Source organism: Hyphomicrobium denitrificans 1NES1, assembly GCF_000230975.2.
In the GTDB taxonomy this organism is placed as follows: Bacteria; Pseudomonadota; Alphaproteobacteria; order Rhizobiales; family Hyphomicrobiaceae; genus Hyphomicrobium_B; species Hyphomicrobium_B denitrificans_A.
Map to the genome: position 1 here is coordinate 1,695,720 of NC_021172.1, position 14,540 is coordinate 1,710,259.

Sequence of the window (14,540 nt, forward strand, 5' to 3'; positions counted from 1 at the left end):
AACGGGCCCGTCGGCGATGACGTATGGAAGGTGAAGGTGTCCGAACTCGATTTGGGCACCTCGATTCCATAATGGAGCGCTTTCATGGCGTCACCGTCGTCAAAGCAGACAGGCCCGCGCGCGCCTTGGCAGCGCCGACTGTTCATTGCCGCGGCGTCAACCCTTGCGGCGGTCGGCGTCTTTGCCGCTTCCTATTCCTCGGCCGAGGAAGGCCGACCGATCCCTCCTCCGGCGCTCGATGAACCGCTCAAGAGCGACGTGGAAACCGCCGTATTCGCGGGCGGCTGCTTTTGGGGGGTTCAAGGCGTCTTTCAGCACGTCGCTGGCGTGAAGGAGGCCATCTCCGGGTATGCGGGCGGCAGACAAGAGGATGCGCACTATCAGATCGTCGGCACGGGACGGACTGGACATGCAGAATCGGTTCGCGTCACCTTCGATCCGAGGAAGGTGAGCTACGGGCGCCTGTTGCAGATCTACTTTTCAGTTGCGCACGACCCGACCGAACTCAACCGGCAAGGGCCGGACCGCGGCACGCAATACCGCTCGACAATTTTTCCGGCGTCGGATGAACAGGCCAAGGTCGCCAAAGCTTACATCGCGCAGCTTGATGCCGCGCATGTATTCTCAAAGCCGATCGCAACCACCGTCGAGCCCGGCCGCAGCTTCTATCCCGCCGAGAGCTATCATCAGAATTTCCTGACGCTGAATCCGACTTATCCTTACATCGTCATCAACGACATGCCGAAGATCGAGACCTTGAAGCGGCTTTATCCCGAAGCCTACCGTGTTGATCCAGTGCTCGTCGCCGTTGCGAAGCCGACGAACTGAGGGATGCCGTCTCTCCCTTCACGTCATGGCCGCCCTCCGAGGCGGCCATCCAGGAGCAAGCGCTATCGTTGGAACAAGTAGCTCTGGATGGCCGGGTCAAGCCCGGCCATGGAGTAAGGGATGTCGCAAGCGTTCAGGCGTTGCGTGCGACGGGCGCAAGTTCTTCCGCATAGATCGAATACATCGGCTCGTCCTGCAGGATGACGTCGGCGTATTGGCCGTAGCCGTTGAAGCGCGTCGCCAAAGCCCGGCCGTAAGCGCCGATATTGCCAATCTCGATGTAATCGCCTTCGCGAACCGAGCGCGGCAGCATGAACGGTCCCTTCATGCGATCGATCGAATCGCAGGTCGGACCCCAGAACTCGAACGGCTCAAGCGGCTCGTTCGGATCAAGCCCCTCGCGGATCAGGCGCACCGGAAAAACGAAGCCCATGTGCGCGCTATCGAACAGCGCACCATAGCCACCGTCGTTGATGAAAAGCTGGTTGCCGGATTTCCTGAGATCGACCTTGACGATCAGGCTTTCGGCCTCTGCGACGAGGGCCCGCCCCGGCTCACAGATCAGGCGGCAATGCTCGGTCACCGGCATCTTGGCCATCGATGCCTTGATGACGTCAATGAAGTCGGAAAGCCGCGCCGGCACACTATCGGTGTAACGCGACGGGAATCCGCCTCCGATGTCGATCGCATCGACAACGACGCCAGCTTTGACGATGAGCTTCTTGGCTTCCTCAAATGCCATGCCGTAGGCGTCAGGCGTCGTCGTCTGTGAGCCGACGTGGAACGTGATGCCAAGTTCATCGGCGACCTGCCGCGTCTTGACGAGCAGACGCTGCGCTTTCTGGCCGGTAACGCCGAACTTATGTTCGAGCGGCACACGGCTGTTCTTCGCCGGCACGGAGATGCGAACGAACAGTTCGAGATCCTTGGCGCCTTCCGTCTCCTCGACGATCTTCTGCAGTTCCTCTTCGGTGTCGAGGGCAAAGCACTTGATGTCATAATCGAAGTAGGCGCGGCGAATGGCGTAACGCGATTTGACCGGGTGCATGAAGTGCAAGCGCACGCCGGGAATGGTCGCGGCATCTTCAAGCTCGGCTACGGAAGCGACGTCGAACTGCGTAATCCCGGCGCCATAGAGCGCACCGAGCAGAAACACAGAGCTGTTCGCCTTGTAAGCATAAGCGACTTCGCCGGGAAAATTCTTGATGAACCAGCGCGCTGCGCGACCAGCCGCGTGTGGGCGTGCAGCGAAGACCGGACCTTCCGGCTTCATTTCCGTCACCATCTCAAGCGCGGTTGCGAATTTCTCCATCGCGAAAGAACCTCCTGAAGAAGGACCATCCGTGTTGGTCTGCGGCGGCCGAGCGGTGCCCACTTTCCTTGCGGCGATAAAGGCCTGCATTTAGGTGCCGTCGCCACACATGTAAAGGTCTTTGCGCCGGACACGTTCTGTTGCCGTCGAATTGGCTTTCTTTATGCGATCACGGTTGGCGACCCTATTGTCATACCCATGTCGCAGTTCTGCTGCCGGCGAGCGGCTAGCCCGGCCCGAGAACCAGAACGGCGCGACCGTCTCTTAACGGCTTGTCGGTCGGAACATCGGGACGAAGCGGCTCGATGCGCTCACCTCGGTCTCGCCGCCGCTTCAACGCACCGGAGCGTGCGAAACGCGCTCGTTCCGCCTTTTCAGGACTCACTCGCAATTCCCATTCCGTCACGAGCGTGTCCTCGATGAAGTTCTCCCAATTGCCGAGCGCGGTGAAACGCTGGTGCTCGAAATCGTGCTCGATCCCGATTGGCGGCGTCGCGCTGGTCGAGCATCGTGCCAGAAGCGTCTCGCTGCCCTCCGATTTATAGCGTAGCTGAAACGGTGCTTCCGCTGGTGGAATGCTGACAGGCTTTGCCGCAGATAGCAGGTTGTCCGGCTCGAAATCGTTTGGAAAAAGGACGGTCGCGACACCGGCCGCATCGACGCTGATGACCGTCAGATAACAATCGTTATCAGCCTCGACCTTGACGGTCACAAGATCACCCGGAACGGGGCGCGGCTTGTCCAGCCACATGCTGAGCCCGATATCGGATTTAGTGTCGTGCAAGAACCCGCCGGCCTTCGCGACAGCAGCCGACGGCTCGTCGATGCCCTTCAGAAGTGAGAACAGCCGCTCCAACTCGGAACGCGACAAGACGCCATGCAAGAGACGCCGCGCGAGCGGGGCAGCGGCGCCCCTGGCGTCCGTCAATTCGTTCAGGAAAGCGTCGCGTTTCATGTCCGTTTGAGCGAGCGCCGTCTCAAAATCGGCGCCCTCGCGATAACGTCCGGCAAGCCCCGTCACGAGTTCCTCTCCACGGATGCGCGCCTCGGGGCCGATGCCGACACTTTTCACCGCAAGGTGATACCGGTCACGGCTGCCGATCAATAAGAGCGTGTTTTCGCTGTCGGTGCCGAAAAGGCGAAGGGCCCTTGCGCGGCTTGGGCTTGGCGGCGCCGTGGCGTCCGCCGCAGTTTTGAAATCGTCCTTGGCTTCGACCAAGCCATCGCTATGGCAGGCGAAGCATCTGACGCCCGCTTTCGTCGTCGGTTCGACCGCATCGGCTTCGACGCCTGCATACGGTTTTTCGATGCCGGGAAGAACGCGGTCGATACGGTTCCCTGCGGCGTCATAGACCGCGAATGCAAAAAAGCCGTTGGGCAGCACGTAAAGCGCGCGGATTTCGTCTGGCTTGAAGGGCGTCTGACCGAACAGCGCCGATTTCGGACCTTGCGGATGCTCGAAGATATCCTGATCACCCGCGCTTGTTGCAAAATCGTAGACAAGCCAAAGTCCGCCGCGCGCGCCGGGATGGCGTTCGATCAGACGATTGCCGCGGGTCACGGCGCTCGTCTTGACGGCGATGCGGCGCGCCGCCGCCGTCTTGATGCTCTGCTCTATATCGACGCCATTCAGCCTGGCGAGGTCTGCAAGCTTCTCAGGAATACCGAGCAGTTCGTAATAGAGTGGCGCCTCCCCGGCAGCTGCCGCCAGCCAGTCGCCGTTGACGATCACAACTTTTGTCTTGGCAATTCTCAGAACATCGGCGGTCACATGGTGCACGAGTGTCGGCGGATAGGCGCGCTCGATCTGCGCCCATCGGCCGGCGTCCCAGCCGAAGTCCGCCATACGGAAAGAAAAAACCGTGCCCTCGGCGTTGAGCGGCGTCAGCTTTACGGGCTCAGCCGCTGAGGACAGCGAATTCATCAGCTTGTTCAGCGCCTCGGTGTAGGCCGACATTTCGGCCGGCGTCGCACAGGAGTTGTAGAGGTTTGCAAGTGAAATGAAGCGCACGTCTCCGCCCTGGTCGCGCTCCAGGCGCTGCGCGTCGCGCATCATCTTGTCCATGTCTTCGGGCCGGACCGGTTCCCGCGGGGAACATCTTTGCGCCGAGGACGGCAAATCCTTGATCCAGCCGCGAATGCTCTCGATATCCTCGGGCTGCGGCTCGGCGGTCACCGGACCGCCGGTAAAGACGTCGAGCGGAGCGTGCCGGGTTTCCAGCACATCATAAAGGCGTGATGCATCGGGCAGGCCGGGCTTCACCAGCACTGGATCGCGCGCGAGTTCATCGATTGCGAGAATGTTTGCCAACCCGCCGGAGGCCAGCGGCCGTTCGAGGCGTCCCGATTGATGGCAGCGGGCACAGTACGTTTCGAGCATATCATAGGCCTTGGCGGCGCGCGGCTCATCCGGACGCAGCGGTACGCCCGTGGCCTGCTTGCCGGTTGGCCGTTGACCGGCGACGCTCGGGTTGGGAGGAAGTGCGGGATCGGCGGCGAAAGCCGCGCCAGTACCAGCATACGCAAGCGCCGCCAGCCCGAGCGCCCCAATAAGCGCGTGCTTCAGAAATTTTACAATCGCGCGCTGCAATGTACCCCCAGACCCTCGTCTCCCATCCGCAGTCCCCGCCGTCCCTACGGCCATCGCGCGGCACCATAGTGGCGCGCCGCCCTTGCCGCCAATGACCCAAAATCGGGTGGATCAAATAGCCTTGGGATGCCTGGGAGGGGGATGCCTGGGAGGCGCCGCGACGAAACGCGTCGCATCCACACTTGAACCTAGGCTGGAACCAGAAGTTAGCCACCTAGGTTTGGGCTACGCGTGGATGGAAACGGCTGCATGGGTGACCTTTCGGAATTCGCAAATCACCCCTATCGCTTTATCCGCCGGATCGTCGGTCGCTATTTTGGGAGCCACGTCGCGATTGCGTTGGCCGTGATTGGCGCCGTGACGTGCTCGGTCTCGACCCAATATGGCATCAAACGGCTCGTCGACGCGTTGTCCGATCCCTCTCGGCATGCGGACGTATGGACGGCTTTCGCGCTCCTCATCGGCCTCCTGGCCGCAGATAACATGTTCTGGCGCCTCGCCGCCTGGTTATGCCATTCGACCTACGTCGGAGTCTCGGGCAGCGTGCGGCGCAAGCTATTTCGCCATCTGACCGGACATGCCCCGAGCTTCTTCAACAATCAGCCTCCCGGAGCCTTGACGAGCCGCATTTCAGCGACGGCAAATGCACTCTACACAACGGAGACCATGGTCACCTTCAATGCGATGCCACCGCTCATCGCGACCTTCGTAGCGATCGTTTATCTGGCGACGGTCAGCCTAACGATGGCGCTGAGTATTACCGCGGTCGTTGCGGTCGTCGTGCTCATTATCTTCTTTTGGGCCGCCGTCGGTACGCCGCTGCATCATGCCTATGCGCACGAGGCCGCCGGAGTCGACGGCGACATGATCGACGTCGTTTCCAATATTTCAGTCGTCAAAGCGTTCGGGCGGCTTCGAAGCGAGCATCGGCGTCTGGCAGCCGTCATCGGCCGTGAGATGCGCGCGCGGACGCGCAGCCTCTATTTCCTCGAGAAGCTGCGCATTTTCCATGCGGTGACGACCGCCATCCTGATGGGCGGTGTGCTCGCCTGGGCCATCTCGCTTTGGCAAGCGGGCCAAGCGACTGCCGGCGACGTGGTCCTTGTCTGCACGCTCGCTCTATCGATCCTCAGCGCAACACGCGACCTTGCCGTGGCGCTTGTCGACGTCACGCAACATCTCGCGCGTTTTTCCGAGGCGCTCAAAACGCTGCTTGTGCCACATGAACTCATCGCTCCCGCAGTCGCAACGGGTCCACACGCATCGCGTGGGGTCATCGAATTCCGCGACGTCAGCTTCGCCTATCCGGACGGCAGGCAGGTCTTCTCGTCTCTCAATTTCAGGATCGATGCCGGGCAGCGCGTCGGAATCGTCGGCCCGTCCGGAGCCGGCAAGACGACGATATTCGCCCTGTTGCAGCGGTTCTACGACAAGCAGTCCGGCGCCATTCTGATTGACGGGCAAGAGAGCGCTGCAATGACCGATGCCGTGCTCTGCAATGCGATCGCAGTCGTCCCGCAGGATGTCAGCCTGTTCCACCGCACGCTACGCGACAACATCCGTTACGGGCGACCCAGCGCCAGCGACGAGGAAGTCTTGGAAGCCGCCGAGATGGCGCGGTGCTTTTCCTTCATCAAGCAACTCCCCAGCGGTTTGGACACGGTTGTCGGTAACCGCGGCGCGAAGCTTTCCGGTGGGCAGAGACAGCGCATTGCCATCGCCCGCGCATTCCTGAAGGACGCGCCGATCCTCCTCCTCGACGAAGCGACATCGGCTCTCGACACGCAATCGGAGGAGCTGATCCGCGAAGCGCTGTCGACGTTGATGCGGGGCCGGACGGTGCTCGCGATTGCCCACCGCCTATCGACGCTTAGGAGTTTCGACCGCATCATGGTCGTACAGAACGGTGAAGTCGTCCAGGATGGGCGGCCGGATACGCTGCTTCAGAAGGGCGGCGCCTATAAATCGCTTGTCGACCTGGAATTCAGCAGATTGCACAGCATTGCAGCGTGAGCGCGTTCAGCGCACCGCATTAAGAGAAATGAAGATTCCGTTAAATTTACAATTCGTGCATTAGCGATAGAGAGACATCCCCTTCGACGGCGCTATAAAACTCGGTTACAAGAACCTTACTTGGTTAGAACTAAAACAGACTGATAATGGATCTCGAAGCCGCCCATGTCCGGAATTCGCGCGCCGACAAACTAGCGCGCCTGAGCATGGCGCTATGCTTCCTCATCTCGAGCGGGATTTTGCTCGGCACGCTTGCGCTGGCAACACCCGATCAGTCGCCCGCGCGCTTCGAGACTTCAGCATCCAGGTAGGTTTGTTCGCAGAATTTTCACGGCCCGATCCCCTCGACCGATCCAACTGGCCTTACGCTCGATCAGCGTAAGGCTTTTTTCTTTGGGGCGTCGGTGTCACAAGGCGCCCGATCCGGAACCCTTGACGAGCACGGCGTATCCGCCCGCTTTGAGACCCGAAACGACCTGCTCCAGGTGGGCCCTGTCGCGCGTCTCGATGACGAGATTGAGCTCGGTGCCCTTGGCAGGAACGTCGGTGAATATCCGCTGATGATAGACTTCGAGGATATTCGCGCCTGCGCCGCCGATGAGGCCCGACACGCGCGCGAGCTGGCCGGGCCTGTCCGGTAGATCGATTGAGAGTCGTGAAAGGCGCCCTTCGCGAGCCATCTCGCGGGTCAGAACGCTGGCAAGCAGGCGCGTATCAATGTTGCCACCGCAGAGCACCAGGCCGATCTTGCGATCCTTATAAAGCCGCTTGGCAGCGAGCAGCGCCGCAAGCCCGGCGGCGCCCGCACCTTCGACGACCGTTTTTTCGATATTGATGAGCAGCGCGACCGCGCGCTCGATGTCGGCTTCCGACACAAGCAAAATGTCGTCGACGAGCGCCTCGATGATGGATTTCGTCCGGTCGCCGGGCGTCGTCACCGCAATGCCTTCTGCGAGCGTGTCGCCGCCCACGGGCAGAGAAGACTTCTTCACGGCGTTGAGCATCGACGGATAGAGCTGCGCCTCGACGCCGATGACCTTGATCTTCGGATTGATCGCTTTTGCAGCAACCGCCATTCCCGAAATCAATCCGCCGCCGCCGATCGGAACGATCAAGGTATCGAGATCGGGCGTGGCGTTGAGCATCTCCAGTGCCACCGTGCCCTGCCCCGCGATGACGGCTGGATCATTGAAGGGATGCACGAAGGTCAATCCGTGCTCGGCCCCGTAGCGGACGGCAAAATGGGAGGCATCTTCGAGAGTATGGCCTTCGAGAAGGACTGCAGCACCGTGGCTGCGCGTATTCTCGACTTTGATCGTCGGCGTCCAGGCGGGCATGACGATGGTCGCCGGAATGCCGAGACGGTGCGCGTGGTAGGCGACGCCCTGAGCGTGGTTCCCCGCCGACATGGCGATGACACCCGAGGCACGCTCCGCGTCCGTAAGGGAGAGAAGCTTGTTGAGCGCGCCGCGCTCCTTATAGGACGCGGTGAACTGCAAGTTCTCGAACTTCAGCCAGATTTCGGCATCGAGGAGCTTGCTGAGCGTCCGACTCTGCTCGAACCGCGTTTCGATGACGGCGCCCCTGATGGCGGCGGCAGCACGGACGACGTCGCCATAGGTGACGGACAAGAGCTTGGACATAAGAGTGTCTTTAATTTCGCCGCTTTTGCGGGCGCTTGTGATTGGGATCGATCAGCCTCATAGCATAGCCCGGTTCCGATTCTCCGCGGCATCTATGCTGCGCCAGCGCTAATCTAAACGTTCCCTAACGATGCCATTCAGACTTAACTCAGGTGCGTTATGCAGATCGTGCCAGCCGGTTCATCTCGCACCGCGTCCGCTATCGGTGGAGCTTTCCGAATGTATCGCCTGCCATTGATACCTGCACTCGCGGTGGTGCTTCTGATGGGCATTGCACCGGCGGCTGCGACGGCAGCCGATAGTTCCGCCGACAGCAAGTATACCTACAAGCCGTATGGTCAGCAGAACCCCGCCGGCAGCGACGCCGCGAACTCCCCCGCCAACAATCCGGGATCGGCCGCCGCCGGGCCGGGTGATACACGCCCTGGCGATGCCGACGGACGCGAACCCGATCGCACCTATCGCGATGATGCGCGGCGGGCTCCCGGACCTAATCAAGCCTCCGAGCCCGATGAAGGTAATGTCAATGAGCGAGCCGACCGGCCGGCGCCTCCGCCCGCAGCCGAACAAGCTCCGCCAAGCGGGTTCGCCGAAGGACGCCGGATCAAGGCGACCGCAAGCGCTCCCGACCGGAGTGTTCCCTACAGCGTGCGCGAGCAGGATGCGCGCCGCGCTGCCATCGAAGCCTGGCGCAGTAAGGCCGCGGAGCGTTTCGGACCGGAGTTCTCACGTTGGCGCACGGCCGAGCGCAAGCAAATCGATTGCGTGCGGGATCGCGGCGACGATGCCGTCTGCACCGTCAGCGGCGTGCCGGCCCGCGGCGAGGCGCGTTTCGACCGCCCCTATAGCGACGATCGATATTAGTGATGTCGCCTCCGGCCCTCGCACGCCCCTGCTTGAAGCACGTCGTTTCGCCGCTGCCCTCCTAACCTACGAACCGCTGTATAAGCCGATTTCACACAGGCCCGGATTGATGGCGCAGGGGAAGCAGCAACATGGCGAAGGTGGCGTGGCTCGGATTAGGCGTCATGGGTTATCCGATGGCGGGCCATCTGAAGACCCGCGGCGGCCACGATGTCGTGGTCTATAATCGCTCGCCTGAGAAGGCCGAGAGATGGCGTCGGCAGTTCGGCGGTGAAACGGCATCAACGCCCGCCGAGGCCGCGCGTGACTGCGATGTCGTTTTCGCCTGCGTCGGCAACGACGACGACGTACGCGGCGTCACGACAGGACCCGACGGCGCGTTCCAATCCATGCAGCAGGGCGCAATCTTCGTCGACCACACGACGGCATCGGCGCACCTCGCGCGCGAGCTTGCGGAGGCGGCGCAAGCGCGTGGACTGTATTTTCTCGATTGCCCCGTTTCCGGCGGTCAGTCCGGCGCGGAGGCTGGCGCTCTGACTGTCATGGCCGGCGGCGACGAAGCCGCTTATGCCCGCGCCGAACCTTTAATCGCAGCGTTCGCGCGCAGTGTCCGGCGCATGGGACCCTCGGGCTCTGGTCAGCTCGCGAAGATGGCGAACCAGATCGCCGCCGCGGGCGTCGTCCAGGGACTGGCCGAGGCGATCCATTTCGCCGAATGCGCGGGTCTCGATATCGAAGCGCTGATCGCAACGATCTCCAAAGGAGCTGCCCAGTCGTGGCAAATGGAAAATCGCTGGAAAACGATGCATGCGCGGGAATTCGACTTTGGGTTCGCGGTCGACTGGATGCGCAAGGATCTCGGAATTTGTCTTGATGAAGCCGTGTCCAACGGTGCCGAGCTACCGGCGACACGCCTCATCGATGGCTTTTATGGCGACGTTCAAGCCCTCGGCGGCGGCCGCTGGGACACGTCGAGCCTCATCGCTCGTCTTGGGCTTAAGCCCAAGACTTAGTCGGACCGCGGCTTAAGCTTCAACCCGCTCCTGCTTTTCGGCGCCCTCGGGAAGTACGAACTGTAACGGCAGGGCGGTTGTGTACTTGATCTGTTCCATGGCGAACGCCGACGAGACCTTCGCAATGTCGATGCGCGAAATCAGCTTCTTGTAGAAGGCATCGTAAGCGGCGATGTCGGGAACGGCGACGCGCAGGAGATAGTCGATATCGCCCGACATGCGATAGAATTCCACGACCTCGGGAAATTCGGCGACGGCACTATGAAACTTCTCGAGCCATGACAGCGAGTGCTTGTCCGTCTTGATGGAGACAAAGACGGTCACGCCCGCGTTGACCTGCTGGGCGTCGAGAATGGCGACGCGCCGCTGGATGACGCCGGCCTCTTCGAGTTTCTGCACGCGACGCCAGCAGGGCGTAGTCGACAACCCGACCTCCTTGCCGATGTCGGCAACGGGGCGCGTGCAGTCCTGCTGCAAGATACGCAGGATTTTCACGTCCATCTCATCCAACATGAAATAGGTCTCCGAAACATGATTTTTACATAATTCGCGATCCTGAGATTAATATTTTCTACCAAAGGCATGTCAATAAAAATATTAGCATTATTTTCTATGTTATAGAATCTATGCTGAAGCGCTCGGCCGCGCGGAAACCTCCTGGTACCAGCGCATGATGTGCGCATGGCCCTCGGGCGCGGCCAGCTTGGCCGGCTTCATGAAATCAATTGCGACGAGCGCCGTTATGTCGGCGATTGAAAAGCTCGCGCCCGCGACGAAGTCGCTTTCCGCAAGTCGGCGATCGAGCCTAGTTAGCTCGCTCTCGACCTTCTCTTTGTTCGCCTCGCCCCAAGGCGTCACCTGCGGCACTTCGAGGTGCGCCATCTTCGGATGCAGATGCCGAAAGACGCTCGCGACGGCATTGAAAAGGCCGAGTTCGACGCGCCTGTTCCACATTTCGACCTCGGCCTTGCCGATGGCACCCGTTCCGAACAATGGCGGCTCCGGGTGGATCTCCTCGAAGTAGCGGCAGATGGCGACGGATTCCGAAATTGCGGTGCCATCGTCCAAAACAAGCACCGGAACACGCTGCCAGGGGTTGAGAGCCGAGAAGTCGTCCTGCCGAAGATCGCCGCTCATCAGATCGCGTTCCTCTCGCGGAACATCGATGCCCTTTTCGGCGAGGAAGATAGCGACCCGTCGAGGGTTCGGCGCGCGTTTCGTTTCGATAATACGCATGATCGCTCACCTCGGTTGTGCGTCGCTATTTTCTTCGCGCCATTGGCGCGGCATCTGGAATTCCGACTTCCATATACCGCGGTGTGAAGCTTTCGCGTCAGCTTCCTCACGCCAATAGCTGCCATACGCGACGGCCATGCCGGCCGCCACCATCCCCGCATTCAAGTTGCGATCGCCGGCGCGGCAAGCGGCGAGCAATCGGCCATATTTATCCCGCTCGCTGACCGAACAGGTGACGTCGTCCCGACCTATCATGCTTTGGAGCGCATCCCGGGCGGCATCTCCGCATCGCCACGCAGCACCGTTCCTTTGGCAGGTCTGGCGTCCCTCGGGTGCATCGATACCCTTAAGACGCACTTCGTTACGGCCGACCCAGAGGCTGTCGCCGTCGATTGGCCTTCCCCACCCACTGACTTCAGCAGGGAATGGATCGCTGCTTCCGGAGCGCATTCCATAAGGCCAATGCCCCCTGCCAAAGAAGGCCGTAGCCGCAGCCAGAGCCAGCAATGCCGCCAATCGCACAACTTCACGTCGCCGCCGCCGCGACCAGCGTCGCATTCTTTTAATCCTTAGGTAGATTAGGGACGGTCTTAAGCCTTGCATTAACGAATTGACGCCACTTTACGGAAGTCGCGCGCGTTGGGTTGCTGCGACACGTCGATAGGGTGTGCACGCAGTATGGATGATACCGCCGACAGCGTCGAAACGGCTCGTGCACGGCCGCGTCCGCTACGCCGCAACAGGCTCGACGACGAGCTGCGATTGTTCCGTGACCGGCTGACTCACGGCACGACGCACAAGCCCGAGTTCGAATACGAGCTCTTGACGATGTTCGCGCGCAACGAAACGAGCGCGCCGTTCGCGATGCCGGCCCTGTGCTTCATCTTCTACATCGCCTCGATGTTCTGGGCGTCGTTCATGGAAGCGACGATGTGGATTGCGATCGTGTCGATCTCGCGCGTCTACATGCTCGACCAATGCCGGCGTTTGCTCTCCATTCCGCGCGCCGACGTCAACGTCGGCCAATGGCGTCGCCACTTCATCCGTATCGAGACCATCAACGGATTGGCGCTCGCGGCATTCGCGCTGATCGGCATTTCGATGGCGCCGCCCGCGCATTCCGTGCCCGCGACGTTTTCTTCGCACGTCTTCATCTTTGCGACGCTCATGGTTGTCCTAGCGATCCGCATGACGTTTTCATCGACGTTGCCGCATGTGTTTCTTGCCGGAACCGTGCCGATGACACTGGCCGTTACCGGACGGCTTTTCATGCTCGGCGATCCATTTTATTTTGCGCTGGCCTCAATGGCAGTCGGTATCCATGTCTTTTTCGTCTACCTCGCGCAGGGCCTCCATTCGACGGCACTCGCAATGGTCGAATACCGCGCGGAAAAGGACAGCCTGATTTCAGAACTTGAAGAGGCAAGCGCCATATCGGATGAGGCGCGGCGACGGGCGGAGGCCGCAAACAAGGCAAAATCTCGCTTTCTCGCGACGATGAGCCATGAGCTTCGAACGCCGCTCAATGCCATCATGGGCTTTTCCGAGGTCATGGAGAAAGAAATTCTTGGCCCGATCGGCAGCGACGTCTATCGCGAATATGCGCGCAACATCTATGTGAGCGGCAATCATCTTCTTTGCATCATCAACGAGATCCTCGATCTGTCGCGGATCGAGGCGGGCCGTTACGATCTGCACGAAGAAACGATACGTCTGACGGACATCGCCGAAGATTGCGAACGTCTGATAAAGATCAAGGCCGACGCAAAAACTCTGCAGATCGTCGAGGACTTCGCCCCTGATCTGCCGCACGTCTGGGCCGATCCCCGTGCCATGCGCCAGATCTGCCTCAATCTGCTTTCGAATGCGCTGAAGTTCACGCCGCGGGGCGGACGCATCACGCTGACCGTCGGTCACACGTCCGACGGCGGACAATTCATAACGATCGCGGATACGGGACCTGGCATTCCGAACGAAGAAATTCCACGCGTCCTGCAAGCATTCGGTCAAGGCTCCCTCGCCCACGAAACGGCTGAGGGCGGCACCGGCCTCGGGCTGCCGATTGTACAAAATCTCATTACCCTGCACGGTGGGACGTTTGATCTCCAGTCGGAGTTGCGCAAAGGCACGGAAGTGACGGTGACCCTGCCGCGTCAGCGCGTGCTTCAGATCATCACCCCGCTGCAGCCGCTCGGCCAGGAGCGTCATCGCGATCCCGCGCCGCGGCCGGCCCGTCAGCCGCGCATGCGCCCCGCCTCACCCTACGGGACGGCGGCGCCGTACCGCGTCAGCGGAGGAGCGTGAAACCTTAATGTTCGCACTTCTCGTATCAGCAATCGTTGCCCTCGGCGGAGCGCTGCTCTTTCTGCTTGCCACCGGCTCCAGTTTCGAAGCGATGCAAGGCCCCCCGATCGCAATAACTGTGATCGGTGCGCTCATCCTGCTTTATCTGCTGTCCCATCACAGCAATGAACGCCGTTCCCGGCGCTTACCGGCGATTGTTGCGCTCGGTGTTGTTGCGGTCGTCGGCGCCATCACGACACGTGTGGACCCTACTCCATTTATCAAGAATTTTTTCGCATCCGTTCAGACCGACGGCGCAATGGATGTGTCATCCGGCGCAGCTTCCGCTCCCGCTTCGGTTCGAATTCGCAAGATGGCGGATGGCTTCATCGCCAACGCCGAGGTCAACGGCCAGTTGTTTCAAATGCTGGTCGATAGCGGCGCCGCGACCGTCGTGCTCCGACAGTCCGATGCCGAGAAAGCCGGTATCGATGTCACTCATATGACATTCGACACGCCGCTGAAGACGGCGAACGGCACGAGCTATCTGGCTCCGATTCGGCTCAAGTCCGTCCGCGTCGGCCAACTGACCATCGACGATGTCGAAGCCCTTGTGGCGAAACCGGGAACCCTTAACGAAAGCTTGCTCGGTATGAGTTTCTTAAGGCGTCTCACGTCTTATCAGGTAGCCGGAGATTTCATCACGCTTCGGCAATAGGCGTCGCCACGCTTCCTGTCATGAGGACCAGAGCTTCGGC

The 14,540-nt window shown here is 60.8% G+C and carries 12 protein-coding genes; 6 read left to right on the forward strand and 6 right to left on the reverse strand.

What is annotated here, in order from left to right; all coding sequences use genetic code 11:
* Positions 1–84 precede the first annotated feature (84 nt).
* Entirely contained in the window at positions 85–828 is a 744-nt protein-coding gene (gene msrA, locus HYPDE_RS08065; RefSeq protein ID WP_015597927.1) for a peptide-methionine (S)-S-oxide reductase MsrA, read from the forward strand.
* A gap of 133 nt (positions 829–961) precedes the next feature.
* On the opposite strand, the gene HYPDE_RS08070 is transcribed toward msrA, so the two are convergent.
* Together HYPDE_RS08070 and HYPDE_RS08075 are read right to left on the reverse strand one after the other, a co-directional pair.
* Positions 962–2,140, reverse strand: coding sequence for a decarboxylase (locus HYPDE_RS08070; protein WP_041320195.1), 1,179 nt, complete (start codon positions 2,138–2,140; stop codon positions 962–964).
* 226 nt (positions 2,141–2,366) lie between these two features.
* Positions 2,367–4,730, reverse strand: coding sequence for a DUF4384 domain-containing protein (locus HYPDE_RS08075; RefSeq protein WP_015597929.1), 2,364 nt, complete (start codon positions 4,728–4,730; stop codon positions 2,367–2,369).
* A gap of 249 nt (positions 4,731–4,979) precedes the next feature.
* Here HYPDE_RS08075 and HYPDE_RS08080 point away from each other — a divergent pair, with 249 nt between their 5' ends.
* Positions 4,980–6,743 carry an ABC transporter ATP-binding protein gene (locus HYPDE_RS08080; RefSeq protein ID WP_015597930.1) on the forward strand — a complete coding sequence of 588 codons (1,764 nt, stop codon included), beginning with the start codon at positions 4,980–4,982 and terminating at the stop codon, positions 6,741–6,743.
* Positions 6,744–7,150: 407 nt separating this feature from the next.
* Here HYPDE_RS08080 and HYPDE_RS08085 read toward each other — a convergent pair whose 3' ends face one another.
* Entirely contained in the window at positions 7,151–8,386 is a 1,236-nt protein-coding gene (locus HYPDE_RS08085; protein WP_015597932.1) for a threonine ammonia-lyase, read from the reverse strand.
* Positions 8,387–8,605: 219 nt separating this feature from the next.
* On the opposite strand from HYPDE_RS08085, the gene HYPDE_RS08090 reads away from it, so the two are divergent.
* The gene (locus tag HYPDE_RS08090; protein ID WP_015597933.1) at positions 8,606–9,250 is read left to right on the forward strand and encodes a hypothetical protein; all 645 of its coding nucleotides are present in this window, start codon (positions 8,606–8,608) and stop codon (positions 9,248–9,250) included.
* Positions 9,251–9,381: 131 nt separating this feature from the next.
* A complete protein-coding gene (locus HYPDE_RS08095; RefSeq protein WP_015597934.1) occupies positions 9,382–10,263 on the forward strand; it encodes an NAD(P)-dependent oxidoreductase in 882 nt (293 codons plus the stop codon).
* Between the two features lie 12 nt (positions 10,264–10,275).
* Here HYPDE_RS08095 and HYPDE_RS08100 read toward each other — a convergent pair whose 3' ends face one another.
* The 3 genes from HYPDE_RS08100 to HYPDE_RS08110 all read right to left on the reverse strand — a co-directional run bounded on the left by HYPDE_RS08100 (position 10,276) and on the right by HYPDE_RS08110 (position 12,057).
* Positions 10,276–10,773 carry an Lrp/AsnC family transcriptional regulator gene (locus HYPDE_RS08100; RefSeq protein ID WP_015597935.1) on the reverse strand — a complete coding sequence of 166 codons (498 nt, stop codon included), beginning with the start codon at positions 10,771–10,773 and terminating at the stop codon, positions 10,276–10,278.
* A 114-nt stretch (positions 10,774–10,887) separates the two neighbouring features.
* The gene (locus tag HYPDE_RS08105; protein WP_015597936.1) at positions 10,888–11,499 is read right to left on the reverse strand and encodes a glutathione S-transferase family protein; all 612 of its coding nucleotides are present in this window, start codon (positions 11,497–11,499) and stop codon (positions 10,888–10,890) included.
* A 6-nt stretch (positions 11,500–11,505) separates the two neighbouring features.
* Positions 11,506–12,057, reverse strand: coding sequence for a thermonuclease family protein (locus HYPDE_RS08110; protein ID WP_041320197.1), 552 nt, complete (start codon positions 12,055–12,057; stop codon positions 11,506–11,508).
* A gap of 120 nt (positions 12,058–12,177) precedes the next feature.
* Between HYPDE_RS08110 and HYPDE_RS08115 the strand changes: the two genes are divergently transcribed.
* Both HYPDE_RS08115 and HYPDE_RS08120 read left to right on the forward strand, forming a co-directional pair.
* Positions 12,178–13,803 carry a sensor histidine kinase gene (locus HYPDE_RS08115; RefSeq protein ID WP_015597938.1) on the forward strand — a complete coding sequence of 542 codons (1,626 nt, stop codon included), beginning with the start codon at positions 12,178–12,180 and terminating at the stop codon, positions 13,801–13,803.
* Positions 13,804–13,810: 7 nt separating this feature from the next.
* Positions 13,811–14,500, forward strand: coding sequence for a retropepsin-like aspartic protease family protein (locus HYPDE_RS08120; protein ID WP_015597939.1), 690 nt, complete (start codon positions 13,811–13,813; stop codon positions 14,498–14,500).
* The last annotated feature ends 40 nt before the right edge of the window (positions 14,501–14,540 follow it).

What these genes read in the sequence shown, in the direction of transcription:
- msrA (WP_015597927.1), top strand. Translation starts at nt 85, where the DNA reads ATGGCGTCACCGTCGTCAAAGCAGACAGGCCCGCGCGCGCCTTGGCAG.
- HYPDE_RS08070 (WP_041320195.1), bottom strand. Translation starts at nt 2,140, where the DNA reads ATGGAGAAATTCGCAACCGCGCTTGAGATGGTGACGGAAATGAAGCCG.
- HYPDE_RS08080 (WP_015597930.1), top strand. Translation starts at nt 4,980, where the DNA reads ATGGGTGACCTTTCGGAATTCGCAAATCACCCCTATCGCTTTATCCGC.
- HYPDE_RS08085 (WP_015597932.1), bottom strand. Translation starts at nt 8,386, where the DNA reads ATGTCCAAGCTCTTGTCCGTCACCTATGGCGACGTCGTCCGTGCTGCC.
- HYPDE_RS08090 (WP_015597933.1), top strand. Translation starts at nt 8,606, where the DNA reads ATGTATCGCCTGCCATTGATACCTGCACTCGCGGTGGTGCTTCTGATG.
- HYPDE_RS08095 (WP_015597934.1), top strand. Translation starts at nt 9,382, where the DNA reads ATGGCGAAGGTGGCGTGGCTCGGATTAGGCGTCATGGGTTATCCGATG.
- HYPDE_RS08105 (WP_015597936.1), bottom strand. Translation starts at nt 11,499, where the DNA reads ATGCGTATTATCGAAACGAAACGCGCGCCGAACCCTCGACGGGTCGCT.
- HYPDE_RS08110 (WP_041320197.1), bottom strand. Translation starts at nt 12,057, where the DNA reads ATGCGACGCTGGTCGCGGCGGCGGCGACGTGAAGTTGTGCGATTGGCG.
- HYPDE_RS08115 (WP_015597938.1), top strand. Translation starts at nt 12,178, where the DNA reads ATGGATGATACCGCCGACAGCGTCGAAACGGCTCGTGCACGGCCGCGT.
- HYPDE_RS08120 (WP_015597939.1), top strand. Translation starts at nt 13,811, where the DNA reads ATGTTCGCACTTCTCGTATCAGCAATCGTTGCCCTCGGCGGAGCGCTG.